Origin of the sequence: Mycobacteroides abscessus ATCC 19977 (genome assembly GCF_000069185.1) — a bacterium.
GTDB lineage: Bacteria > Actinomycetota > Actinomycetes > Mycobacteriales > Mycobacteriaceae > Mycobacterium > Mycobacterium abscessus.
In genome coordinates this window covers 2,761,624-2,786,249 of record NC_010397.1, presented here as the reverse complement: position 1 = coordinate 2,786,249, position 24,626 = coordinate 2,761,624, and the positions used below count along the sequence as shown (strand labels likewise).

The window sequence follows — 24,626 nt, the reverse complement described above, 5'->3', positions numbered from 1 at the left end:
CCGGCACGCACCCAGCATCCAAGGAGTAAGTAGTGATTACCGCGACGGACCTCGAGGTCCGCGCCGGCGCCCGCACGCTCGTCTACGCGCCGGGCCCCGCGTTACGTATTCAGCCCGGTGACCGCATCGGTCTGGTGGGCCGTAACGGGGCCGGCAAGACCACCTCGATGAGAATTCTGGCCGGCGAGGGTGAACCATACGCCGGCTCGGTGTCCCGGATTGGCGAAATTGGTTATCTGCCACAGGATCCCAAAGAGGGAAATTTGGATCTGCTGGCTCGTGACCGGGTGCTGTCGGCGCGCGGCCTGGACACCATCATCAGCGAGATGGAAAAGCAGCAGACACTGATGGCCGAGCTGGCCGACGACGACCAGCGCGATAAAGCGGTGCGCCGCTACGGGCAGTTGGAGGAGCGTTTCTCCTCGCTGGGCGGATATGTCGCCGAGAGTGAAGCCGCCCGGATCTGCTCGAGTCTCGGGTTGCCCGAGCGGATTCTGGTTCAACCGCTGCGGACGCTTTCCGGCGGGCAACGCCGCCGTGTCGAGCTCGCGCGGATCCTCTTCGGTGCGTCCGAAGGCGGCGCGGGCTCGAGCATGACACTGCTGCTCGATGAGCCGACCAACCACCTGGACGCGGACTCGATCGGCTGGTTGCGTAGCTTTCTGCAAAATCACGATGGCGGGCTGGTGGTGATCAGTCACAACGTCGAGCTGCTCGCGGACGTCGTCAACAAGGTGTGGTTCCTGGACGCGGTACGCGGCGAGGTCGACGTTTACAACATGGGTTGGCAGAAGTATCTGGACGCGCGGTCGCTGGATGAACAGCGCCGCCGCCGGGAGCGCGCCAACGCGGAGAAGAAGGCGTCAGCCCTGCGCACCCAGGCGGCCAAGATGGGCGCTAAGGCCACCAAAGCCGTTGCCGCGCAGAATATGTTGCGCCGCGCCGAGAAGATGTTGTCGGGGCTCGACGAGGAACGGGTGGCCGACAAGGTGGCCCGCATCAAGTTCCCCACTCCGGCCGCGTGTGGGCGGGTGCCGTTGGTGGCCAAGGGGCTGACCAAGAACTACGGGTCGCTGGAGATCTTCACCGGGGTGGATCTGGCCATCGATCGTGGTTCCCGGGTCGTGGTCTTGGGACTCAACGGCGCCGGCAAGACGACGCTGCTGAGGCTGCTGGCGGGCGTGGAGACCGCCGACGCCGGCGAGTTGGAACCGGGGCACGGTCTCAAACTCGGATATTTCGCGCAGGAACACGACACCCTGGACGATCACGCGACAGTCTGGGAGAACATCCGTCACGCCGCTCCGGATACGGGAGAGCAGGAGCTGCGCGGAATCCTGGGCGCGTTCATGTTCAGTGGTCCCCAGCTGGAGCAGCTGGCGGGCACGCTGTCCGGCGGTGAGAAGACCCGGCTGGCTCTGGCCGGACTGGTGGCCTCGACGGCGAATGTGTTGCTGCTCGACGAGCCGACCAACAACTTGGACCCGGCCTCGCGTGAGCAGGTTCTGGACGCGCTGCGCAGTTACCTCGGTGCGGTTGTGCTGGTGACGCATGACCCCGGAGCCGCCGAGGCACTGAACCCGCAACGCGTAGTGTTGTTGCCGGATGGCACCGAGGACTACTGGTCGGACGAGTATCGGGACCTCATCGAGCTGGCCTAACCTATTTCTTTCCCCTCCTACCGCGTCTCGTGCACATGCGTGATCACATTTGCGCTATGGTGCAACCGGGTCGAGCTGCCCAGCAGGGCTGTGGAATGGAGTCGGGAGAGAGGTCGCGATGGCCAAAACGCGCGACGAGGAGCGTGCCGAGCTGAAGGCCGGATACGAGAAGGGGGCGAGCATTCGTACGCTCGCCGCGGAAACGGGCCGATCGTACGGCTACGTGCACCGCGCGCTCGTGGAATCGGGCGTGGTCCTGCGCGGCCGCGGAGGCCCGAATCGGCGCGGCCGCAAGGTCTAGTTGGCTTTCGACACGCAGTGTGCCCGTTGAGCTTTCGGGCGACAATTGTTGCTACCGTGGTGCGATGCGAGGACAAGGCGGTATCCGGAACATCGGAGTACTGGCGCTGACGGCGCTGACGGCATCCGGTTGTGCCGGCCAGACACGCCAGCTGGGCGAGCTGGTGTCGCCGGTGGCCACGACGACTGCGCTGCCGCAAACGACGACGCCGGCGCCGGAGACCTTCCGGGTTACCGCGTGCGAGACGGTCAGCGGCGGCGGCGGCGGCAAGAACGTGGCCCCGCTGCTCCGCGATGTCCGAGTCGGAAAGCAAGACGACTACGACAGGGTCACCTTCGAATTCGGGCCGGACCCCAAGGCCGATCCCAAGAACAAGGTGCCGCTGGATGAGCTGGTGGTTCCCAAGTACTCGGTGGACAGCCCGGCGAGTGTGTCTGCGGGGCCTAAGGGCGACCATGTCGTAGTCGCGGGAAATGCGTTGCTCGGTGTGCTCTTCGACGGCGCCGCCGCCCACGAAGCCGACAAACCGATCCGCTCCTACCCGGGGCCCAACGAGATCAAGCCCAAGGACTTCCCGGTTCTTGCGGAGGCCAAGCAAGGTGAGGATTTCGAAGGCAAGGTCAGGTGGGCGCTGGGGCTGAACAAGCAGCGCTGTCCCCAAGTGAGCACCCTGACCAACCCGCCACGGCTTGTGGTGGATCTGCCGCACTAACGGTATTTGTGACGGGTCACCACGTGCTGGCTCGGGCTTGACCACCACGGACAAGACGCAGCCGAATGCCGACAATTTCGTGGCGGACGCCGTACATTCGCTACTCATGTATCGATACCTGGTACCGCTTGTACTAGTAGTCGGCTCGTTGGTGCCTGTCCCGCAGGCAGGGGCCGCGCCCGCCTGCCCCACCCTGACCGACGGCGGTGCCGAGAACTACGCCAACATCCTGCACGATGTGCGCATCGAAACCCTCGATGACGTAGATCGGGTCACCTTTGTCTTCGGGCCGAACAGGCTGGCACCGCCGGTGGGGCCGGTGACCTACTGGCAGGCACCGCCGTTTTCCGTCACGCCCGTGGATGGGGGATACGCGGTGGCGTTCCGTGGCGCCGCGGCGCACGACACGGTGATGGGCAGCTTCGACCGCCCGGAGAACCAACGGGTCAAGTCCTTTCCGCAGCCCGATGACCTCGGGGCGCCGCCCGGCTCACCGGTGGTGCGATCGGCCCGCCTCATGCAAGACCCCGACATCTTCAAAGACCGCAATGGCGTGCTGGCATGGAAGGTCGCTGCGCACGCATCGAAATGCCCGGTGGTCTATGTCGCCGATACGCCCGCACGCGCGGTGATCGACTTCCCGCACTAATCCGCGGCCGGGCGGGAAACATCGTTGAGATGGTGCACCGGGTCGTGCACGAAGTACAGCCCGAGCGTGGTGACGGTGAAAACCGAGCCATTGCTTCGCGTTCCGCGCCGCTGTAACGCGCTGAGCGGCACCGCGGCAAATGCGGCGGCGACGGCTTCACCGGCCGCGGCAAGCTCGTCGGCAACTGTCGCGGGGTCTTGTTGGGCGTAGCGGTCCTCGAGCGCAGTCTTGTCCTGGTCCCAATTCTCGAACAGCGGGTCGTCCTCGGCCAACATGAGCCGCAGCCGTGTCAGGAAGATGCGGAACACATCGCGGACATGCGCGCCGTACTCCAGTGCCGACCAGGTCTGCTCGTCGGGGCGCAGGTGCACGTCGGGGCCGGCCAGCACTGATTGCCAGGCCGCCAGATTCTCCCGGACGATGTGTGGTATCTGATCGAATGATGTTGCGGCCGGATCGAATCCGCACTCACCGCAACGGCTCTCCAGGACCCAGGTCCAGTCCTTGGTGTCAGGCGTGATCGGCACGTCGCACCGAGTCCTCCACGAGATCCAGCACCCGGCTGAGGCTCTCTGTCGATTCGCCGGCGGCCAGGCGGGCCACCAGACCGTCGAGCACCAGGTCGAGATAACCCAGGATGACTTCGCTGGGCACGTCTTCACGCAGTCTGCCCGCCTTTTTCTGGCGCTGTAGCCGCGCCAAGGTAGCGGTGTTGAGCTCTTCGGAACGCTGGTTCCAGCCCCGCCGAAACTCCGGATCGTTGCGCAGCTTCCGGGCGATCTCCAAACGGGTTGCCAGCCAATCGAATTGACTCGGATCGGCGAGCATGTCCCGCATCACCTGCACCAGACCCTCACGGCTAGCCACATTCGCCATCCGTTCGGCGTCCTCGCGCGCGAGCGCGAAGAACAGGGTGTCCTTGTCGCGGAAGTGATGGAAGATCGCGCCCCGCGACATGCCGATGGTGTGCTCAAGACGGCGCACCGTGGCGCCGTCATAGCCGTACTCGGCAAAACAGCGCCGCGCGCCATCGAGGATCTGGCGGCGACGAGCCGCGAGGTGATCCTCGCTAACGCGCGGCACTGTGTTGGCCCCTAGTCCTGGCCGGGGTTAACCGGCCAGCATGTTCCGCAGCACGTACTGCAGGATGCCGCCGTTGCGGTAGTAGTCGGCCTCACCGGGGGTGTCGATCCGGACCACGGCGTCGAACTGAACCGTCTCGCCGTTTTCGCGGGTAGCGGTCACCTGCACGGTCTTCGGCGTCGAGCCCTCGTTGAGCTTCTCGATTCCGCTGATGTCGTAGGTCTCGGTGCCGTCCAGCTTCAGCGAGGCCGCGGACTCTCCGGCCGGGAACTGCAGCGGGACGACACCCATACCAATGAGATTCGACCGGTGAATGCGCTCGAACGACTCGGTGATGACGGCCTTGACGCCCAGCAGACGCGTGCCCTTTGCCGCCCAGTCCCTGGACGAGCCTGATCCGTACTCTTTACCGCCCAGCACCACCAGGGGGATACCGGCCTTCTGGTAATTCACCGACGCGTCGTAGATGAACGACTGTGGTCCGCCATCCTGGGTGAAGTCGCGAGTGTATCCACCCGAGACGTCGTCGAGCAGCTGGTTGCGCAGGCGGATGTTCGCGAAGGTGCCGCGCACCATCACTTCGTGGTTGCCGCGGCGTGAGCCCAGCGAGTTGTAATCCTTGCGCTCCACACCGTGCTCGTCGAGGTACTGCGCGGCGGGGGTGCCCGACTTGATGGAACCGGCCGGCGAGATGTGGTCGGTGGTCACCGAGTCGCCGAGCAGGGCCAGCACACGCGCACCCTTGATGTCGGTGACCGGCGTGGGCTCCAGCGGCATGCCATCGAAGTAGGGCGCCTTGCGCACGTACGTCGAATCGTCGCTCCACGCAAAGGTGTTGCCCTCCGGGGTGGGCAGCCCGCGCCAGCGCTCGTCGCCCTTGAAGACATCGGCGTAGGAGCTGGTGAACATCTCACGGTTGATCGACGAGGCGATGGTCTCTTCGATCTCCGAGGCGCTGGGCCAGATGTCCTTCAAGAAGACGTCATTGCCGTCGTGATCCTTGCCCAGGGGATCGGTCTCGAAGTCGAAGTCCATGGTTCCGGCGATGCCGTAGGCGATGACCAGCGGCGGGGAGGCCAGGTAGTTCATCTTGACGTCGGGGGAGATGCGGCCCTCGAAGTTGCGGTTACCGGACAGGACCGCGGTCACGGAGAGGTCGTTGTCGTTGATGGCCTTGGAGATCTCGTCGGGCAGCGGGCCGGTGTTACCGATGCATGTGGTGCAGCCGTAGCCGCCCAGGTAGTAGCCCAGCTTCTCCAGGTACGGCCACAGACCGGCCTTGTTGTAGTAGTCGGTGACGACCTGCGACCCGGGGGCCATGTTGGTCTTGACCCATGGCTTGGTGGTCAGGCCCTTCTCGACGGCCTTCTTGGCCAGCAGGGCGGCGCCCAGCATGACCGACGGGTTGGAGGTGTTGGTGCAGGACGTGATGCCCGCGACCACCACCGCGCCGTGGTCCAACACGAAGTTGCCGCGCTCGGCGGACGTCACCTTGACCGGCTTGGACGGGCGACCCTCGCCGCCATTGGCCGCCGACGGGATGACGGCGTCATCCTCGGCGAAGGACAGCACCGCGGAGTCGCTTGCCGGGAATGACTCCTCAACGGCCTCATCGAGGTTCGTGTGCGGCGCCGGGTGGTTTTCCTCGACGTAGTTGTGGATGTCCTTGCGGAACGCGTTCTTGGCATCGGACAGCTCGATGCGGTCCTGCGGACGCTTGGGTCCGGAGATCGACGGGACGACGGTGGACAGGTCCAGCTCGAGGTACTCCGAGAAAGCAGGCTCGTGATCGGCGTCGTGCCACATGCCCTGCTCACGTGCGTAGGCCTCGACGAGCGCCAGCTGTGCCTCGTCGCGACCGGTCAGACGCAGGTAGTTGATGGTCTCGTCGTCGATCGGGAAGATCGCTGCGGTAGAACCGAATTCCGGGCTCATGTTGCCCAGCGTGGCGCGGTTGGCCAGCGGTACCTCGGCCACACCCTTGCCGTAGAACTCGACGAACTTGCCCACCACGCCGTGCTTGCGCAGCATGTCGGTGACGGTCAGCACCACGTCGGTGGCGGTCACACCCGGTTGGATCTCGCCGGTGAGCTTGAAGCCGACGACGCGCGGGATGAGCATGGAGACCGGCTGGCCCAGCATGGCTGCCTCGGCCTCGATACCCCCGACTCCCCAGCCGAGCACGCCCAGGCCGTTGACCATGGTGGTGTGCGAGTCCGTGCCCACACAGGTGTCGGGGTAGGCCTGGCCGTTGCGCACCATCACGGTGCGGGCCAGGTACTCGATGTTGACCTGGTGCACGATGCCGGTGCCCGGCGGGACGACCTTGAAGTCGTCGAAAGCGCCCTGGCCCCAACGCAAGAACTGATAGCGCTCGGCGTTGCGCTCGTATTCGAGTTCGACGTTGCGCTCGAAGGCGTCGGCCGTGCCGAAGACGTCCAGGATCACCGAGTGGTCGATGACCATCTCGGCGGGGGACAGCGGGTTCACCTTGTCCGGATCGCCACCGAGGGCGGCGACCGCTTCACGCATGGTGGCCAGGTCGACCACGCAGGGCACACCGGTGAAGTCCTGCATGACCACGCGGGCCGGGGTGAACTGGATTTCCACGCTCGGCTCGGCCGAGGGATCCCAGTTGGCCAGCGCCAGGACATGGTCCTTGGTGATGTTCGCGCCGTCTTCGGTGCGTAATAGGTTCTCTGCCAACACCTTCAGGCTGTAGGGCAGTTTCTCGGTGCCCGGTACGGCGTTGAGTCGGAAGATCTCGTACGACTCGTCGCCAACCTGCAGAGTGCCGCGCGCGCCGAAGGAATTCACCGATTCCGTCTTGTTAGGACTGCTAGTCACATCAGCTCCAAAGCTCGAAGGCCACCCGCCGGCGGGCTGTGCCAGGCGGGGTTCCGGAGGCGCCACCACAGATGGCTGCCTTCCATCGCTAGTCTAACAGTACGCTTGTCCCGTAATAAGGGGGATGCACAAATTTCACTCGCCATTCCCGTCGTGGCATCCGCCACCCCGGGGGAAGGCGTCGTTATGCACGTCAAATACGGCGTGTCCGGGTGCGCAACGCGGCGCTCGCCGGGGGTTAGATTGGTCGCGTGACGCCGCAGCACCTGCCGACCTTCATTCCCGCCGAACTGTGCCAGGCGGTGGGCGTGTCGATACAGACCGCGGGAACCGACCCCGTGGGCTGGTCGGCCAAGTGTCTGCAGATGGCGCGCGCGGACGTCAACGAGGACGGCGTCGCGGCCGCGCCGGCTGACGTTCCCGGGCTGAAGGAAGTCGTCGCCAAGGCGCATGCCAAGGACATCGACCTGAAGGTCGTCGCTCTTCCTGGCAATCCCTGGATTGACACCCCGTTGCGCGATATCGCGACCGAGATCGGCAAGGACCATCCGGACTCGACGATCCTGGTCATCAGCCCCTCCTACGCCGGCACCTACAGCGCCAAGTACGACAGGGTGACGCTGGAGGCGGGGCAGGATGTCGCAAAGACCGGGAACCCGGTCCTGTCGGCCAACAACTTCGTGGACGAGCTGGGACGTGAGCACTTCTCATGGACCGCGTTGACCATTGTGCTCGTCGTGCTGGTCGCGGCGGCCTGCGCCGGAATTGCACTCGTTCGCGGCCGCTTCGCGAATGACTCGGTTAAGTAACGGTTTGCAAACCATTCGCACACCAGGTTTCGTCGCGAAATAGCCGCGCGCACTATAGAACCCGGATGAACTGCCGCTTTTCAATTCGCGTCAATTAACCGTCGGATGACATCTCTGTAATTGTCCGCCAGTGGGCAATTAATTACACATCTGTAATTTGTGACTAAAGTTTCATTAGTTGCAAAAGTGACGTACGGTGCAAGTGGCGCCAATGTTGTTAGTGCGTCTTATGTGACAACTGGGAGCGTGTCGGGGAAGGGCCGCTAATGACCGAGAAGGCTCGACCAGTGCAGAGACTTGGCAGGAATAGGGAGACGGCAGACGCGATGAAGCGGACAGTGAATGACCGTTTCGCGGTGCGGGGCAAACGAACCGTGGCAACTGCGCTGATGGTGCCGCCGCTACTGGTCGCCGGGCTGATGATGTTTCCCACGACTGTCGCAGTAACGTCCGCCGAGCCGAACGACATGGCCTCGTTGATCACGCAGCTGGCCGATACGAACCAGCAGATCGAACAACTGACCGCCGATGTGCAGACCCAGCAAGAGTCCATCAACAAGGGGCTGGTCGATCTGCAGGCCGCGCGTGATAACGCCGCCAGTGCCGCCGCGCAGGTCGCCGAGGGGCAGCGCGCCGTCGACGCCGCCAACGGTGCCATCGAGGAGGCTCAGGGCAAGTTCGATCGGATGGCCGCGGCCACCTATATGGCGGGCCCGTCCACCTCATATCTGACCGCGACCAATCCTGATGACGTGGTGCGTCTGGCCTCCGTGACCAAGAGTGTCGAAGCGAGCTCGCAGACGGTCATGGACAATCTGCGCCGGGCGCGTACCGAGCAGGTCAACAAGCAATCGCAGGCCCGGGCCATCCAGGAGAAGGCCGACCAGGCGGCCGCGGATGCCCAACAGCAACAAGACGATCTGGTGTCCGCGATGAAGGACGTGCAGAAGAAGCTGGAGGCCCAGCGTGGCGTCGCCGCGGACCTGACGGCCAAGAAGAAGAGTGCGGAGGCGCAGCTCGCGGCGGCGCGCGGCCCGGCCTATGCCGCCTCGACCGCGACCGCCCGGGTGATCAACCCGAGTGCCGCGATCGCCGGCAATGGCAATGAATGGACCGAGGGCCCCGCGCCGGTCTCCTCCGGCGGCCAGTGGGACACCACCCTCCCGATGATCGCCAGTGCCAACGTGCCCACCGACCCGACGCAGACCATCAACATGGTCTTGGGGATCGGCAATACCGCGGCCAATGTCGGGCAATCAGCGGTGTGCGGTGTGATCGGCATCTTCTGCCCGAAGGCCGCCCCGGCGGCGGCGGCTTCGGGCGAGGGCGGCGAGTACCTCCCCAAGGTCTATGGCCGCGAGAACGTGGAGCGCGTCATCGCCCGCGCCGGTAGTGCCATGGGCACGCCGTATTCCTGGGGCGGTGGCTCCTATAACGGCCCTACTCGTGGAATCGATTCCGGTGCAGGAACTGTCGGCTATGACTGCTCCGGGCTGATGATGTACGGCTTCGCCGCGGTCGGCATCAGGCTGCGGCACTACACCGGATACCAGTACAACTCCGGGCGCAAGGTTCCCAGCGCACAGATGAAGCGCGGCGACATGATCTTCTACGGCCCCAACGCAAGTCAGCACGTTGCGCTGTACCTGGGCAACGGTCAGATGCTTGAAGCGCCGAACACCGGCGATGTGGTCAAGGTGTCGCCGGTCCGCACCAGTGGCATGACGCCCTATGTAACCCGGATGATTGAGTGGTAGAAGTGGTGAAGGCGGCAAAGGTGCTAAAAGTGCAGGGGCTCTTCCTATTACGGTCGGCCATCGCAGTGACTATCGCCATCGCACTGGTGTTGTTCATGGGTGTCCCGCGGGCCGCGGCCGACGATAACCCGCTCGGTCCCAATGTCGGTACCGCCTTCCTCAACGCTCTCGGACTGAACCCGACCGGCGGCCAATACGACCCCACGCTGCCCTTCGCCGGCCCGAGCCAGGGCGCGGATCCCGCAAAGATCATGAACGGCGTGATGGGGGTCGGTCAGACCGCGTTGGGAGCGCTGGGGATCGGTGGAAACAGCGCGTCCGCGGGCGCGGGGCGCCCGCTGGTCTACGGCCGTGCCGCCGTGGAGCGCGTGATTCAGCGTGGCGGGACCCAACTCGGGGTGCCGTACTCCTGGGGCGGTGGCACAGTGCGCGGGCCCAGCGGTGGTGTCGACTATGACTCGGGCAAGGTCGGCTACGACTGCTCCGGGTTCACCATGTTTTCGTACGCGGCCGCGGGAGTGAAGCTGCCGAAGTACTCGGGAGACCAGTACAACGCCGGCCAAAAGGTCCCGGTCGCGCAGGCAAAACGTGGTGACCTTCTGTTCTACGGTCCCGGCGGTTCTCAGCACGTGGTGATCTACCTCGGCAATGGCCAGATGCTGGAGGCCAGCGGCAGTGCGGGCAAGGTGACCGTGTCCCCGGTGCGCACGGGCGGCATGACTCCTTACGCCGTTCGTATCATCGCGTGGTAGCTCTTCTGATCCTTCGGGTGAGCTAGAAGGGCGCGCCAGCGAACGGGTACGTGGACCAAACCCCGGGATGCTGGAATAGTGGACCGAAGGCGCCGCCCAGGGTTGGGTGTCGCCCGTATGGACAGGGCCACCAAGAAGCCACCGAAAAAGCATGGAATCGTCAGGCAGAGCCGGAGGGAAGTTGATGTCATCACCAGGGCAACCAGGGGGAGGTGCCGGGTACACCGGCGGAAGCGCCGGCTCCGCGCCGCACGCCCCGCAGGGTGCGACGTCACCGGCCCTGGCCGCTGAGGTGCAGAACCTCGAGCGTGCCATTTTCGAGGTAAAGCGCATCATCGTGGGCCAGGACCGTCTGGTCGAGCGAATTCTGGTCGGCTTGCTTGCCAAGGGGCACGTGTTGCTCGAGGGTGTGCCCGGCGTTGCCAAGACGCTCGCGGTGGAAACCTTCGCGAAGGTGGTGGGCGGCACGTTCTCGCGTATCCAGTTCACCCCCGACCTGGTGCCCACCGACATCATCGGTACCCGCATCTACCGCCAGGGCCGCGAGGAGTTCGATACCGAGCTGGGCCCGGTGGTTGCGAACTTCCTACTGGCCGACGAGATCAACCGTGCGCCCGCCAAGGTGCAGTCGGCACTGCTGGAGGTCATGGCCGAGCGCAAGATCTCCATCGGCGGCAAGGACTATCACCTGCCCAAGCCGTTCCTGGTGATGGCGACGCAGAACCCGATCGAGAACGAGGGCGTGTATCCGCTGCCGGAAGCTCAGCGCGACCGCTTCCTGTTCAAGATCAACGTCGATTACCCGACGGTCGAAGAGGAACGCGAGATCATCTACCGGATGGGTGTCACGCCCCCGGAGCCCAAGCAGATCCTGTCGTCCGAGGCGCTGCTGCGCCTGCAGGACCTGGCGGCCAATAATTTCGTGCACCACGCCCTGGTCGACTACGTGGTCAGGGTCATCGCGGCCACCCGCAATCCGGCTCAGTTCGGTCTCGGCGATGTCGCCAACTGGATCTCCTACGGTGCCAGCCCCCGTGCTTCGCTGGGCATCATCGCCTCGGCACGCGCACTGGCACTGGTGCGTGGGCGTGACTACGTCATTCCGCAGGACGTCATCGAGGTGATCCCGGACGTACTCCGTCACCGTCTGGTGATGAGCTACGACGCGCTTGCCGACGAGGTTTCCGCCGACACGGCGATCAACCGAATTCTGCAGACGGTGGGCCTGCCGCAGGTGAATGCTGTTCCGCAGCAAGGAAATTCGGTGCCGCCGGCGATGGTTGGGACCAACAACCCGGTCCCGGCCGCCCATAACGCCGCACCCAGGTGAGCACGCCAAGTCCGGCCTCCGGCCGGCCGGTAGACATCCCGTCGCTGCGTCGTGGCGAGATCCGTGATCCGCAGCTGTCGGCGGCACTGCGGACTCTGGAACTGAAGATCCGTCGCAAGCTTGACGGGGTGTTGCACGGCAACCACCTCGGTCTGATCCCCGGTCCGGGATCAGAGCCGGGGGAGTCGCGGCTGTATCAACCCGGTGACGACGTGCGGCGGATGGACTGGTCGGTGACGGCCCGGACCACCAGCCCGCATGTCCGCCAGATGATCGCCGACCGCGAGCTGGAGACGTGGCTGGTGGTCGACATGTCGGCGAGTCTGGACTTCGGCACCACCAACTGTGAGAAGCGCGATCTCGCGGTGGCTGCCGCCGCGGCGATCATCTTCCTCAACAGCGGCGGAGGTAATCGGCTGGGCGCGATCATCGCGAACGGAGACAAGATCGTGCGGTTGCCCGCACGCTCCGGTCGCGCCCACGAACAGGACATCCTGCGTAGCATCGCGACCATGCCCAAGGCCCCTCAAGGGGTGCGTGGTGATCTGTCGGTTGCCATTGACGCGTTGCGCCGCCCGGAGCGCCGGCGCGGGATGGCCGTGATCATCAGCGATTTCCTGGGCCCGATCAACTGGATGCGGCCGCTACGTGCGATCGGAGGCCGGCACGAGGTGCTGGGCATCGAGGTGCTGGACCCGCGTGATGTGGAGCTACCGGACGTAGGCGAGGTGCTGCTTCAGGACGCCGAGACCGGCATCACCAAGGAGTACCGGATCGACGAGAACTTGCGCCGGGATTTCCAGCAGGCGGCGGCAAGGCATCATGAAGAGGTGGCACGCACATTACGTCGTTGCGGTGCACCGCTTTTGAGCCTGCGGACCGACCGTGACTGGATCAGCGACATCGTGAGATTCGTCTCGCAACAACGCCGCGGCGCGGTGGCCGGAACGGGGGCGGGGACTCGATGAACGACGTTCCGTTCTTCGGGCCGATGACCCTGACGGGCTTCGCCCATCCGTGGTTCTTCCTGGTGCTGCTGTTGGTGGCAGCCCTGATCGCCCTGTATGTGGTGGCCCAATACCTGCGGCAGAAGCGGGTACTGCGGTTCGCGAATACCGAGCTGTTGGACTCGGTGGCGCCCACGCGTCCCCGAACGTGGCGCCATGCGGCGACGGCATTATTGGTGGTGGGGTTGATGGTGCTGACCATCGCGCTGGCCGGTCCGACGCACGATGTGCGGATTCCGCGTAACCGTGCGGTCGTGATGCTCGTCATCGATGTCTCGCGCTCCATGGAGTCGACCGATGTGGCACCCAACCGTTTGGGTGCCGCGAAGGAAGCCGGCAAGGAATTCGCACGCAATCTGACCCCGGGTATCAACTTGGGTCTTATCGCCTACGCCGGTACCGCCACGGTGCTGGTCTCGCCGACCACCAACCGCGACGCCACCGTCAATGCCCTGGACAACCTGCAGCTCGCCGATCGCACCGCGACCGGCGAGGGCATCTTCACGGCGCTACAGGCCATCGCGACCGTGGGTGCTGTCATCGGCGGCGGCGACAAGCCACCTCCGGCGCGCATCGTCTTGATGTCCGACGGTAAGGAGACGGTGCCGTCGAACCCGGACAACCCGAAGGGTGCCTACACCGCGGCGCGCACGGCCAAGGATCAGCAGGTGCCGATTTCGACCATCGCGTTCGGTACCAAAGACGGGTACGTCGAGATCAACGGGCAACGCCAGAACGTTCCGTACGCCCCGGACATGATGGAAAAGGTGGCCAAGCTCTCCGGTGGCGAGACGTACACGGCGTCCACGCTGGGTCAGCTCAAAGAGGTGTACGCCAATCTGCAGCAGCAGATCGGGTACGAGACGATCCGCGGTGACGCGAGCGTCGGCTGGCTGCGGCTGGGTGCGCTTCTCGTGCTGGCGGCGGCCTTCGTCGGGCTCGTCATCAACCGGCGCCTGCCCAACTGATGCGATACCCGCTGTGCCGGTTCCTTTGTGCCGGTTCCTTGTGCGGTTCCTTGTGCGGTTCCTTGTGCGGTTCCTTGGCCAGTCGTTTAGGAAGAAGTCTAAGAAGACGATAAGTTGACTCTCATGACCAACGCTGAATTCGTTCCTCGTTCCGTCCTTGTCACCGGTGGCAACCGGGGGATCGGTCTGGCCGTGGCCCAGCGCCTGGCCGCCGACGGGCACAAGGTGGCGGTGACGCACCGCGGTTCGGGAGCTCCGGAGGGTCTGCTCGGCGTGCAGTGCGATATCACCGACAACGACCAGATCGACGCGGCCTTCAAGGAGGTCGAGGAGAAGCAGGGTCCGGTCGAGGTGCTTGTCGCGAACGCCGGCATCACCGCGGACATGCTCATCATGCGCATGAGCGAAGAGCAGTTCCTCAAGGTCATCGACGCCAACCTGATCGGTACCTTCCGGCTGGCCAAGCGTGCCTCGCGCAACATGATCAAGAAGCGCTTCGGCCGCCTGATCTTCATGGGATCGGTGGCCGGCCAGATCGGCCTGCCGGGGCAGGCCAACTACTCGGCGTCCAAGGCGGGTCTGGTGGGCATGGCCCGTGCGCTCACCCGTGAGCTGGGGTCGCGCTCGATCACCGCCAACGTGGTCGCGCCCGGTTTCATCGATACCGACATGACCCGCGAGCTGGGTGAAAAGCACGTCGAGACCGCGCTGACTGCGATCCCGATGGGACGCATCGGTGAACCTAGCGAGGTCGCCGGTGTGGTCAGCTGGCTGGCTTCGCCGGATGCCGCCTACGTCTCGGGCGCCGTTATTCCGGTCGACGGCGGCCTGGGCATGGGCCACTAGGAACTTTCTCGGACGTCCCCGCGTGCGCAGGAGCGCAGGCAATTACCTAAGGAGAATCGTGGCAGGACTACTTGAGGGCAAGCGCATCCTGGTGACGGGCATCATCACCGATTCGTCCATCGCATTCCACATCGCGAAGGTCGCGCAGGAACAGGGCGCAGAGCTGGTGCTCACCGGATTCGACCGGCTGCGCCTGATCGAGCGCATCACCCAGCGCCTACCCAAGCCGGCCCCGCTGCTGGAGCTCGACGTGCAGAACGAGGAGCACCTGGGCAGCCTGGCTGGGCGCATTTCCGAGGTGATCGGCGAGGGCAACAAGCTCGATGGTGTTGTGCACTCGATCGGTTTCATGCCGCAGAGCGGAATGGGCGTCAACCCCTTCTTCGACGCGCCGTTCGCGGACGTCTCCAAGGGCTTCCACATTTCGGCGTTCTCGTACTCGTCGCTGGCCAAGGCCGTGCTACCGGTCATGAACCGGGGCGGCAGCATTGTGGGTATGGACTTCGACCCGACTCGGGCGATGCCTGCCTACAACTGGATGACCGTGGCCAAGAGCGCGCTGGAGTCGGTGAACCGATTCGTCGCCCGTGAGGCAGGCAAGGTCGGTGTCCGTTCCAATCTGGTGGCGGCCGGACCGATCCGCACGTTGGCCATGAGCGCCATTGTGGGCGGTGCCCTCGGCGATGAGGCCGGTCAGCAAATGCAGCTGCTGGAAGAGGGCTGGGATCAGCGTGCCCCGATCGGCTGGGACATGAAGGACCCGACACCCGTGGCCAAGACGGTGTGCGCGCTGCTGTCCGACTGGTTGCCCGCCACCACCGGCGACATCATTTTCGCCGACGGCGGCGCTCACACTCAGCTGCTCTGACGGACTGCTGTGTTATTTGACGCGGTGCTGCTGCTGTCCTTCGGGGGTCCCGAGGGGCCGCAGGAGGTTCGGCCGTTCCTGGAGAATGTGACGCGTGGCCGCGGCATTCCACCCGAGCGTCTCGACGAGGTAGCCGAGCACTACTTCCATTTCGGTGGCGTGTCTCCGATCAACGGCATCAACCGGGCGCTTGTCGATCAGATCTCACGGCAGCTGGAGTCGGCCGGGCACCCCTTGCCGGTGTTCTTCGGCAACCGCAATTGGCATCCCATGGTGGAGGACACGGTTGCTGAGATGCGGGACAAGGGAATTCGGCGAGCAGCTGTTTTCACCACCTCGGCGTGGGGCGGGTATTCGGGCTGCAAGCAGTACGTGGAGGACATTGCCCGGGCCCGTGCAGCCGTCGGTGACGGCGCGCCGGAGCTGGTCAAACTTCGTCAGTACTTCGACCACCCGTCCTTGGTGCAGCTGTACGCCGAGGCGGTGTCCGCCGCGATGTCGAGCCTGCGCGGTGAGGCGCGATTGGTGTTCACGGCTCATTCGATTCCCCTTGCGGCGGACCGGCGCCACGGCCCCGAGCTCTACAGCCGGCAAGTGCATTACCTGGCGCAATTGGTTGCCGCCGCGACTGGTCACCAGGACTACGACGTGGTGTGGCAATCGCGTTCGGGCCCGCCTCAGGTTCCGTGGCTTGAGCCCGATATTGTCGATCACCTTGCGGCGCTGAAAGATCGAGGGATTCGATCGGTGGCAGTGGCGCCGATCGGGTTTGTGTCCGACCACCTGGAGGTGGTCTGGGACCTGGACAACGAGGCTCGTGAATACGCGCAAGAGCACGATATCGAGCTCGTCCGGGCGGCCACGCCCGGTGCGGATGAACGATTCGCGCGCCTTGCGGTCGACTTGATCACTGAGGTCGTTGAGGGACGGCCGGCGTTACGGGCCAGTGGGGTGAACCCGGTCCCGGGGTACGGATTCAGTGTGAACGGCGCATTGTGCTCGCCCCTGTGCTGCGGTGTGCAGGAGGACTAGCGCGCGGCCCCGATAATGGCGCTGGCCGCAGCCATCCGTGCTTCGCGCACCACTAAGATCAGCGGCCGCAAAGCGTCGGACACCGCACCATCATCGAGTGCGCCGGGCAGCTCCAAGATCTCGGCCGCGGCCGTGGCGATGGCCTCCACTTGGTTGGCCGAGTCGAGGACTCGAATCGCGCGGTGTGGCGCGTAGTCCGGCAGGCGATGCCCGCGTAGCGTGGATAGCACCTCCTCGACCAGGGCGCGGGGGTCGGCTTCGGTTGCCCCCACCGCGCGGTCCAGGCGCCCCAGCGTCGCGGTTGCGGCACGAACCGCCTGGCGCAGTTGGAACTCGGCTTCCCCGAGATCTTGTGCGGGTTGCGGCGGGATCTTCGCCGGTAGTGAATAGACGGTCCAAAACAACCCGGTGGTCTCGTCGCGATCCTCGTCGTATTCCACGGCCGGAACCAATCCTATTGCGGTGGAATCATTCTGGCGGTCGCTGAGGATGATCGCCTCACTGGCCTCCATGGCGTCGCGCTGGAACTGTGTGCCTGCGGGCAGCCCACGAGGGTCGCCCGGCGCGGGCAGAATGACGTGGATATCGGGTAAACCGTGTGGTTGACCGGTCGCGGTGCGGATCGTCTGGAGCAGGCCGATGGGGCCGTTGTCGTCCATATCGGGCCAGGACAGCCCGGTATGACCCGCCGCGACCGCATCGTATGCGGTGACCAAATGCCTTGGTGCCCACGCGATGAGGGCATCAATGACATCATCGGGTGCCGCGCGGCCCGCCAGCCACGCGCTTGCCCACACTGCCAGGGACACACTCGGATTCGCCATGATGCTCGCAGTGTAAGGCGCCGCATCCGCCCCCACCAGTTGCCCACGCGGGCTAATGTGGACACATGCCGATTGTGTGGCTTGTCGCAGGCATCCTGCTCGCGGCCGCCGAGCTGATGACAGGGGACATGTTCCTGTTGATGCTGGGCGGATCGGCCCTGGTCACGGCCGGTGCCGGATGGGCATTCGACATGCCGTTATGGGCCGAAGGGCTGGTCTTCGTAATCAGTGCGGTCGTGCTGTTGGTCGGTGTGCGCCCGGCGCTGCGGCGGCGCCTGACGGCCGGACCGGTCCTGCATACCAATGCCAAGGCATTGGAGGGCAAGAGCGCCATTGTGATTGAACCCGTCGACGATCTGCATGGGCTTGTCCGTCTGGGTGGGGAGATGTGGACCGCCCGCAGTCTGGAAAAGTCTGGGCGATTCGAGCAGGGCGAGACGGTCACAGTGGTTCAAATCGACGGCGCCACGGCGGTTGTCGAAAAGATCTGAGAATAGGGGAGTACGGGTATGGGAGTAGCGGCCGGAGTGTTTGTGTTGATCGTCTTGATCATCCTGGGCGTCACCATCGTGCTGAAGTCCGTGGCGCTCGTTCCGCAAGCCGAGGCCGCGGTGATCGAGCGGCTCGGGCGCTATTCGAAGACGGTGAGTGGGCAGCTCACCATCCTGGTGCCGTTCGTGGACCGGATCCGGGCCAAGGTAGACCTGCGTGAACGCGTCGTGTCCTTCCCGCCGCAGCCGGTGATTACCGAGGACAACCTGACGGTGAACATCGATACTGTCGTCTACTTCCAGGTCACCAACCCGCAGGCGGCGGTATACGAAATCAGCAACTACATCGTGGGCGTCGAGCAGCTCACCACGACCACTCTGCGCAACGTGGTGGGCGGTATGACCCTGGAACAGACGCTCACCTCGCGCGACCAGATCAACGGCCAGCTGCGTGGCGTGCTCGACGAGGCCACCGGGCGCTGGGGACTGCGCGTGGCCCGGGTGGAACTGCGTTCTATCGACCCACCGCCGTCGGTGCAGGAGTCGATGGAAAAGCAGATGAAGGCCGACCGCGAGAAGCGTGCGATGATCCTGAACGCCGAGGGTGTGCGTGAGGCCTCCATCAAGCAGGCGGAGGGCGCCAAGCAGTCGCAGATCCTCGCGGCAGAGGGTGCCAAGCAGGCGGCGATTCTCTCGGCCGAGGCCGACCGGCAGTCGCGCATTCTGCGCGCCGAGGGTGAACGTGCCGCACAGTATCTGCAGGCTCAGGGCCAGGCGAAGGCGATCGAAAAGGTTTTTGCCGCAGTGAAATCCGGTAAACCCACGCCAGAGTTGTTGGCCTACCAGTATTTACAGACGTTACCCAAGATGGCCGAGGGCGAGGCGAATAAGGTATGGCTGATTCCAAGCGACTTCGGTTCGGCGCTACAAGGGTTTACAAAGTTGTTGGGTGCCCCTGGCGACGACGGAGTGTTCCGCTACGAGCCGTCCCCGGTCGATACGTCCACGGAGCGTCCCGAGGATGACTCCGATGAGGTGGCGGGATGGTTCGACACCAAGGCGACTCCCGAGGCGGCCGCGGCGGTCGCCGAGGCGCAGTCGGCCGCAAAGGAGATTGGTCAGATCGATCCGGTGAGCCGGCATCAGTTGCCCGAGGTGTGACGCGGATGTCGCTGGCTTGACAAGCCTATTTCAGCGGCCCATCATGGGTACCGGTTCAGCACCTTGCTAGGTGAGGCTCCTACGTGAATACAGGCCACTGATCTGACGACGTCGAGAGACGCCCAAGGTTAGGACAGGTCTTCCCGGACTAAGGGATGACCCGAAGTGGCTTCCGCTGGCGGACACGTCACGTAGTGCCGAAGCCCTGACGAGAGGGGTGCGTGCCGGGCGGCGTTCGTTGTTCGGCAATTTTCTCTCCCTCTCTTGGTCGCTGTTCCTGCAGCAGGCGCCCGCGCGCGCCCCGACGGCAAGGAGGTGAGGCACGACCGTGATATCCGGCGATGGTCCGCATAGACAACAGCTGCCGCATACCTTGCTGCGCGTTCGAGGGTGAACCCTCGCTTGAGTCAACATTTTTGACGCTCGGGTTCGGGTATGCGGCTCTCCCTAGAAGGAGTCCGATCATGACCACAACATTCAACGCCGTCCGCCGTATCTGGATCCGGCACCGCCTGACCCCGCAAGAGCGGGCCAACCTGCAGTTGGCGTACTCGCCGCTTGCCGTCGTATCGGCATCGCTCGGGGCACATCCACCGCGGTAGTTCGGCGGTACGGCAATCACTACCACGCACAGTCGATTCACAGTGCGTGGACATTCGGAATTCATTCGAGGCCAATACGCTTCGTCCACCCACCCGGGCGGGCGAAGCGTATTGGTGCAAACGCTGAGGAGTCGGCATGGCTACTTCGAACACGGCGGCTACGCCGCGGGTAATTCAATTCTCAGATCTATTGAAGGCTCCGGTTGTCGCGCGGTCCGGTGAGACCATTGGCCGGCTGGAGGATGTGATTGTCCGGCTCCGCGGGTCCGACCGGTATCCGCTCGTCACCGGATACGTCGTGGACATGGGCGGGCGCACCGTCTTCATTTCCGCGGACGTGGTTTCTGTCGTGGCGCCGGATCGAATCGAGTTGAGCAAGAACAAGGTTGACCTCAGGGGCTTCGAGCGCCGCGACGGTGAGTACCTGCTCGACGAGGACGTACTCGACCACCGGTTCATCGATGTCGACAACGCCGAATTGGTACACGCCTATGACATCGAGCTGCAGGAAACGGCTGAGGGGTGGATTCTTGCCCGTCTCGATACTCGTCGTCCCGCAAGGTTTTTCGGTCTTATCAAGGCTGGCGCGGGCCAGGCTGGGCGGGATTGGAAAGCCTTCGAACCCATGATCGGGCATGGTGGTTCCCTGTTGGCGCGCCGTGTCGGCGGACGGGTGAACACCCTCAAGCCCGCCGAGATCGCCGATCTGCTCGAGGAGGCCACCAAGGAGGAGGGCGGCGAGATCCTGGATCGCGTCCGCGACAACCCTGAGCTCGAGGCCGACGTATTCGAGGAACTCGATTCGGAGAAGGCCGGCAAGCTGTTCGAAGACATGTCCGACGGCGATGTCGCGGCTCTCCTCGGCCGCATGCGCGCGGACGATGCGGCAGATGCCATTTTCGACCTGCGTCAGTCCCGCCGTCGCGCGGTTCTGGAGCTGATGCCCGCGCCGCAGCGCACCAAGGTGGTCACCTTGATGGGGTTCAGCCCCGAGTCGGCGGGCGGTTTGATGAACGTCGACATCGTGTCCTGTGTGCTCGGGAGCACTGTCGGCGCCGCACTGGGGGCCATCTCCGCCGCCAAATCCCTGCAGCCCGAGGCATTGCTGAAGGTGCATGTGCTGGCCGATAACGGCGAATTGGTGGGTGTGGTGTCGGTGATCCGGCTGCTTCAGGCCGATGGTGACGCCGCGGTGGAATCGGTCATGGACGACGATCCGGTGCGGGTGGCACCGCAGGCCGATCTCACCGATGTCGCCCTGCTGATGGCCGACTACAACCTGGCCCTGATCCCCGTTGTCGACGAGGGCGACAGGGTGCTCGGGGTCGTGACCTATGACGACGTGTTGGCCGCGCTCATCCCCCAGGATTGGCGGCGGCGTGAACCGGCCCCGCGGCCGGTCCGTCAGGCCGCGTCGAACCCCGACGGAGTCGCGCCATGAGTGAAAACGGCATCGTCAACGGGTCTGTCAACGGGTCTGTCAACGGCGCGGAAACTGCGAACGGACAGCTCAAAGTGCAAGTATCGCAACCGAAGAGCGCTGTGCTCGATTCGGCTCACCTGGGAGATATCGAAGGTGCGTTCGGCAAGATCAGCGTCAGTGATCCCGGGCAGGCCCGTACCTTCAGGTCGCGGATGGCCACCATGGCCGCCATCCTGGGGCCGGGCATCATCGTCATGGTCGGCGACAACGACGCGGGCGGCGTCGCAACCTACGCGCAGGCCGGTCAGAGCTACGGGTACAGCCTGCTCTGGGTGCTCTTGCTGCTGATCCCCGTCCTCATCGTGAACCAGGAGATGGTGGTTCGCCTCGGAGCGGTGACCGGAGTCGGGCACGCCCGGTTGATCAATGAGCGGTTCGGTCGTGGCTGGGGCTGGTTCTCGGTGGGCGACTTGTTCATCCTGAACTTTCTTACCCTTGTCACCGAATTTATCGGTGTCGCACTGGCTTCCGAGTATCTGGGCGTCTCGAAGTACTACACCGTTCCCCTCGCGGCCATCGCCCTGATTCTGATCATGGCCACCGGGAGTTTCCGACGCTGGGAGCGGGCCATGTTCGTCTTCATCGCGATCACGCTGCTGCAGATTCCGATGTTCTTGCTGGCCGAGCCGCAGTGGGGAAGGGCCGCACACGATTTCGTGGTCCCTGGTATCGACGGCGGCGTCAGCTCGGGGGCGGTGCTGCTGATCATCGCCATGGTGGGCACCACGGTAGCTCCGTGGCAGCTCTTCTTCCAGCAGTCCAACATCGTCGACAAGCGCATCACCCCACGTTTCATCGGATACGAGCGCGCCGACACCGTGATCGGCTCACTCGTGGTGGTGATCGGGGCCGCCGCCCTGCTCATGACCGCCGACTACGCCGCCCGCGCGACCGGTAATTCGGGCCCGGACAAGTGGGGCGACAGCGGTGATGCGGGCCTCATCGCCGAATGGCTGGGGCAGGTGCAACCGTTGCTGGGCAAGATCTTCGCGATCGTGCTGTTGGACGCGTCGATAATCGGTGCGGCTGCGGTCACCCTGGCTACGAGTTACGCGTTCGGGGACACCTTCGGACTCAAGCACTCACTGCACCGTAGCTTCAAGGACGCCAAGCCGTTCTACCTGTCCTACACGGTGATGGTCGGGGTGGGGGCGGCCATAGTGCTGATACCGAACGCCCCACTCGGGCTCATGACCACCGCGGTGCAGGCCCTGGCCGGCTTGCTACTGCCCAGCGCGAGTGTGTTCCTGCTGTTGCTGTGCAATGACAAGGCGGTATTGGGTCCGTGGGTCAATAAGCCGTGGCTCAACATTGTCGCCGGGCTCATCGTCGGCGTGCTGCTGTTCCTTTCCGGCATTCTGATGGCCACCACGCTCTTCCCGGATCTGGATGTGGTGGAGGTCGCGCGTGATCTGGCGGTGGGTGTCACGATTCTCGCGGTGTTGATCGGTACAGGCCTGTGGTGGGTATCGAGCCGACAACGCGCCGATCCCGCGGTGCTGGCGATGACCAAAGTGCTCGACGGCGTAGATGCGCGGACGTGGCGCATGCCGCCGCTGGCACTGCTCGAACCCGTCAGGTGGAGCCCGGGGACAAAGCTGGGCATGCTCGCGCTCCGGGGCTATCTGGTTGTCGGTGCCATTCTGTTGGTGGTGAAGGCGATTCAACTCGCCCACGGCAACTGAGCCCCGCAAGGGACGCGTCATGAATTCGTTGGGATATCGCGGCCGCGCTGGATTATGTCGGCGCGGCCGCGTCCAATAGAGAGATGAGTATTCGCGCGTTGCGACTTTTCTGGGAGCGCCGTCGGCTGACCCCCCAGGAGCGGGCCAACATGCAGCTGGCCCTGTCGCCATTGGCCGTTATCTCCGCATCGTTGGGTGCACACGCTCCTCACTAGCGGGAATCGGTCGCGCCATCGTCTGCGCGGCGTAGTAGTGGTTCACTGGAGTAATGAGCAATGGCGCTTTCGTATCTCCGCGAGTTCTGGCTCTTCTGGCCTCATTCCAGGCTGTTGACGCCGCCATCTGCGTCCAGCCGATTCCCTACGTGGCCAAGTGCCTCGATGATGTGCGCTATCCGCAGCAATATCGGTGGATCTTCGCGCCCATCAAGGCGGCGTCGGCGGTGGGCCTGTTAGGGGGCATCCGGTTCCCGTGGCTTGCGAAGCTAACCCTGCTCATGCTGACCGTCTACTTCACCCTGGCGGTCGGAGCGCATGTTCGCGCGCGCGATATCGGGCTGAACGCCGTCTCGGCGTCGGCTTTGCTCGCCACCTACGGCGCCCTGATGGTGAAGGGGTTGGGGGCGAAATCATCATGACGGAACGGCTTTTAGCCAAACCCAGGGTCTTGGCCGTGCTGGCCGCCGTCCAGGCTGCCGATGCCGCGGCTTGTGTCGGGCCGATCAAACCGGTCAAAGATTCTCTGGAGAAAGTCGGTCTGCCGCAAGATATCTGGTGGCTATTACCCGTCGTGAAGACCGCGTCGGCAGCGGGGCTCATCGGCGGGATACGGTGGTCGGCGCTGGGCAGACTGACCACATTCATGCTGACCGTTTACTTCACTTTGGCAGTCGGCGCACACCTACGCGCACACGACAAGATGCTCAACGCGTTACCCGCGACAAGCCTGCTCGCATTGTTCGCTGTGCTTACCGCCAAGGGATTTGACGAACGAGAAGTCGTACAACCCTAGCGGCCGACGCGTTCGGGCGCGCCGGAGCTTTCCGGATCAGGGATCTCGGTGTGCGTGCGTTTATAGCGCCGAATTTCATAGAGGATGCCCAGCACGCCGATCGCCGAGGTAGCCAACGAGACGGCGAAGAGTGTGGGACTGATGTGCCCGGTCAATGCGTCACCAAGCACGACGACGGCCAACGTGCCCGGGAGCAGACCGACGAAGGTGGCCAGCGTGTAGGGCAGCGCCCGCACGGCGGAGGCCCCTGCCGCGTAATTGAGTACCGAAAACGGCACCGCCGGGATGAGTCGCATCGACATCACCGCGATCCAGCCGCGCCGGCGCAACTGATCGTCCACGCTTTTCACCGCGGGACGGTGATGCAATGCACTGAGCTTCCATCCCAGCGCCCGGACCGCCCACAGGGCCAGGACCGCACTTGCGGTGCTGGCGACGACGGCCAGCAGCACGCCGAGTTGTGTCCCGAACAGCAGCCCGGCAGCCAGGGTGAACGCGGTGCGGGGGAAGGGCAGCACCGTCACGATCGTGTGTGCGCCCAGGAAAGCGAGCGGGAACCACGGGCCGAGGTCGCGCGCCCAGTCGCGCATCTGTAGGGCCGTCGGCAGCGGGACAAACCGGACCGCGGCGATCACAATAAGAAGAGCGGCGCCGGTCCACAGCAGCTGGCGTCGCGGCAGCCGTCGCAGCGTTGCGACGGCCGTTCTCCCGATCTGCCGGAACCCCATGGTGAACAAGCCTACGGAG

General features: G+C 64.5%; 26 protein-coding genes and 1 riboswitch. Of the genes, 21 read left to right on the top strand and 5 right to left on the bottom strand.

The window, feature by feature from the left end; genetic code table 11:
* The first annotated feature begins 32 nt into the window (after positions 1-32).
* The 4 genes from MAB_RS13885 (at position 33) to MAB_RS13870 (ending at position 3,323) form a co-directional block, all read left to right on the top strand.
* Positions 33-1,661 (top strand): ABC-F family ATP-binding cassette domain-containing protein, encoded by a 1,629-nt coding sequence (locus MAB_RS13885; protein WP_005057848.1) that lies wholly within the window; start codon positions 33-35, stop codon positions 1,659-1,661.
* Between the two features lie 118 nt (positions 1,662-1,779).
* The gene (locus tag MAB_RS13880) at positions 1,780-1,962 is read left to right on the top strand and encodes a helix-turn-helix domain-containing protein (RefSeq protein ID WP_005057849.1); all 183 of its coding nucleotides are present in this window, start codon (positions 1,780-1,782) and stop codon (positions 1,960-1,962) included.
* Positions 1,963-2,026: 64 nt separating this feature from the next.
* Positions 2,027-2,674, top strand: coding sequence for an AMIN-like domain-containing (lipo)protein (locus MAB_RS13875; protein WP_005111275.1), 648 nt, complete (start codon positions 2,027-2,029; stop codon positions 2,672-2,674).
* Between the two features lie 37 nt (positions 2,675-2,711).
* Positions 2,712-3,323, top strand: a complete 612-nt coding sequence (locus tag MAB_RS13870; RefSeq protein ID WP_005111273.1) for a hypothetical protein — start codon at positions 2,712-2,714, stop codon at positions 3,321-3,323.
* Here MAB_RS13870 and MAB_RS13865 read toward each other — a convergent pair.
* From MAB_RS13865 to acnA, 3 genes are read right to left on the bottom strand one after another with little or no spacing between them, the layout of a single operon-like run.
* Positions 3,320-3,850, bottom strand: a complete 531-nt coding sequence (locus MAB_RS13865) for a DinB family protein (RefSeq protein ID WP_005111272.1) — start codon at positions 3,848-3,850, stop codon at positions 3,320-3,322. The two genes, MAB_RS13870 and MAB_RS13865, sit on opposite strands and share 4 nt — an antisense overlap.
* Positions 3,834-4,406, bottom strand: coding sequence for a TetR/AcrR family transcriptional regulator (locus MAB_RS13860; RefSeq protein WP_005075960.1), 573 nt, complete (start codon positions 4,404-4,406; stop codon positions 3,834-3,836). Before MAB_RS13860 ends, MAB_RS13865 begins: the two co-directional genes overlap by 17 nt.
* Before the next feature lie 27 nt (positions 4,407-4,433).
* The gene (gene acnA / locus MAB_RS13855; protein WP_005075957.1) at positions 4,434-7,223 is read right to left on the bottom strand and encodes an aconitate hydratase AcnA; all 2,790 of its coding nucleotides are present in this window, start codon (positions 7,221-7,223) and stop codon (positions 4,434-4,436) included.
* A 281-nt stretch (positions 7,224-7,504) separates the two neighbouring features.
* Here acnA and MAB_RS13850 point away from each other — a divergent pair, with 281 nt between their 5' ends.
* The 9 genes from MAB_RS13850 to MAB_RS13810 all read left to right on the top strand — a co-directional run bounded on the left by MAB_RS13850 (position 7,505) and on the right by MAB_RS13810 (position 16,622).
* Complete coding sequence (locus MAB_RS13850; RefSeq protein WP_005075955.1) at positions 7,505-8,062, top strand: Rv1476 family membrane protein; 558 nt, start codon at positions 7,505-7,507, stop codon at positions 8,060-8,062.
* 326 nt (positions 8,063-8,388) lie between these two features.
* Complete coding sequence (locus tag MAB_RS13845) at positions 8,389-9,819, top strand: NlpC/P60 family protein (protein ID WP_005098258.1); 1,431 nt, start codon at positions 8,389-8,391, stop codon at positions 9,817-9,819.
* A gap of 29 nt (positions 9,820-9,848) precedes the next feature.
* Positions 9,849-10,571: an NlpC/P60 family protein gene (locus MAB_RS13840; protein WP_005093513.1), complete on the top strand. Its 723-nt coding sequence runs from the start codon at positions 9,849-9,851 to the stop codon at positions 10,569-10,571.
* A gap of 184 nt (positions 10,572-10,755) precedes the next feature.
* Positions 10,756-11,901: a chaperone MoxR1 gene (gene moxR1, locus MAB_RS13835; protein WP_005057858.1), complete on the top strand. Its 1,146-nt coding sequence runs from the start codon at positions 10,756-10,758 to the stop codon at positions 11,899-11,901.
* On the top strand, positions 11,898-12,869 hold the full coding sequence (locus tag MAB_RS13830; protein ID WP_005057859.1) for a DUF58 domain-containing protein: 972 nt from the start codon (positions 11,898-11,900) through the stop codon (positions 12,867-12,869). The genes moxR1 and MAB_RS13830 overlap by 4 nt, the downstream gene beginning before the upstream one ends.
* Positions 12,866-13,876 (top strand): VWA domain-containing protein, encoded by a 1,011-nt coding sequence (locus tag MAB_RS13825; RefSeq protein ID WP_005057860.1) that lies wholly within the window; start codon positions 12,866-12,868, stop codon positions 13,874-13,876. The genes MAB_RS13830 and MAB_RS13825 overlap by 4 nt, the downstream gene beginning before the upstream one ends.
* 123 nt (positions 13,877-13,999) lie before the next feature.
* Positions 14,000-14,722 (top strand): 3-oxoacyl-ACP reductase FabG1, encoded by a 723-nt coding sequence (gene fabG1, locus MAB_RS13820; protein WP_005057861.1) that lies wholly within the window; start codon positions 14,000-14,002, stop codon positions 14,720-14,722.
* Between the two features lie 58 nt (positions 14,723-14,780).
* A complete protein-coding gene (gene inhA / locus MAB_RS13815) occupies positions 14,781-15,590 on the top strand; it encodes an NADH-dependent enoyl-ACP reductase InhA (protein WP_005087822.1) in 810 nt (269 codons plus the stop codon).
* 9 nt (positions 15,591-15,599) lie between these two features.
* The gene (locus MAB_RS13810) at positions 15,600-16,622 is read left to right on the top strand and encodes a ferrochelatase (protein ID WP_005082256.1); all 1,023 of its coding nucleotides are present in this window, start codon (positions 15,600-15,602) and stop codon (positions 16,620-16,622) included.
* Here the strand turns inward: MAB_RS13810 and MAB_RS13805 are convergent.
* Positions 16,619-17,446, bottom strand: a complete 828-nt coding sequence (locus MAB_RS13805) for a hypothetical protein (RefSeq protein ID WP_005082254.1) — start codon at positions 17,444-17,446, stop codon at positions 16,619-16,621. The two genes, MAB_RS13810 and MAB_RS13805, sit on opposite strands and share 4 nt — an antisense overlap.
* Positions 17,447-17,511: 65 nt before the next feature.
* Here MAB_RS13805 and MAB_RS13800 point away from each other — a divergent pair, with 65 nt between their 5' ends.
* From MAB_RS13800 to MAB_RS13770, 8 genes are all read left to right on the top strand, one after another.
* Positions 17,512-17,937 carry an NfeD family protein gene (locus tag MAB_RS13800; protein WP_005057865.1) on the top strand — a complete coding sequence of 142 codons (426 nt, stop codon included), beginning with the start codon at positions 17,512-17,514 and terminating at the stop codon, positions 17,935-17,937.
* An 18-nt stretch (positions 17,938-17,955) separates the two neighbouring features.
* Positions 17,956-19,098, top strand: a complete 1,143-nt coding sequence (locus MAB_RS13795; protein WP_005082253.1) for an SPFH domain-containing protein — start codon at positions 17,956-17,958, stop codon at positions 19,096-19,098.
* Positions 19,099-19,153: 55 nt separating this feature from the next.
* Positions 19,154-19,322, top strand: a riboswitch (M-box (ykoK) riboswitch).
* A gap of 240 nt (positions 19,323-19,562) precedes the next feature.
* The gene (locus MAB_RS13790) at positions 19,563-19,700 is read left to right on the top strand and encodes a hypothetical protein (protein WP_005057867.1); all 138 of its coding nucleotides are present in this window, start codon (positions 19,563-19,565) and stop codon (positions 19,698-19,700) included.
* Between the two features lie 136 nt (positions 19,701-19,836).
* Positions 19,837-21,141 (top strand): magnesium transporter MgtE N-terminal domain-containing protein, encoded by a 1,305-nt coding sequence (locus tag MAB_RS13785; RefSeq protein ID WP_005082252.1) that lies wholly within the window; start codon positions 19,837-19,839, stop codon positions 21,139-21,141.
* Positions 21,138-22,868, top strand: a complete 1,731-nt coding sequence (locus tag MAB_RS13780) for an Nramp family divalent metal transporter (protein ID WP_005093506.1) — start codon at positions 21,138-21,140, stop codon at positions 22,866-22,868. Before MAB_RS13785 ends, MAB_RS13780 begins: the two co-directional genes overlap by 4 nt.
* An 83-nt stretch (positions 22,869-22,951) precedes the next feature.
* Positions 22,952-23,083 (top strand): hypothetical protein, encoded by a 132-nt coding sequence (locus tag MAB_RS25320; protein WP_005101128.1) that lies wholly within the window; start codon positions 22,952-22,954, stop codon positions 23,081-23,083.
* 53 nt (positions 23,084-23,136) lie between these two features.
* Entirely contained in the window at positions 23,137-23,505 is a 369-nt protein-coding gene (locus tag MAB_RS13775; RefSeq protein ID WP_005087818.1) for a DoxX family protein, read from the top strand.
* Positions 23,502-23,879, top strand: a complete 378-nt coding sequence (locus MAB_RS13770; RefSeq protein WP_005082249.1) for a DoxX family protein — start codon at positions 23,502-23,504, stop codon at positions 23,877-23,879. Before MAB_RS13775 ends, MAB_RS13770 begins: the two co-directional genes overlap by 4 nt.
* On the opposite strand, the gene MAB_RS13765 is transcribed toward MAB_RS13770, so the two are convergent.
* Positions 23,876-24,607: a TVP38/TMEM64 family protein gene (locus tag MAB_RS13765; RefSeq protein ID WP_005082248.1), complete on the bottom strand. Its 732-nt coding sequence runs from the start codon at positions 24,605-24,607 to the stop codon at positions 23,876-23,878. The genes MAB_RS13770 and MAB_RS13765 overlap by 4 nt on opposite strands.
* Between the last annotated feature and the right edge of the window lie 19 nt (positions 24,608-24,626).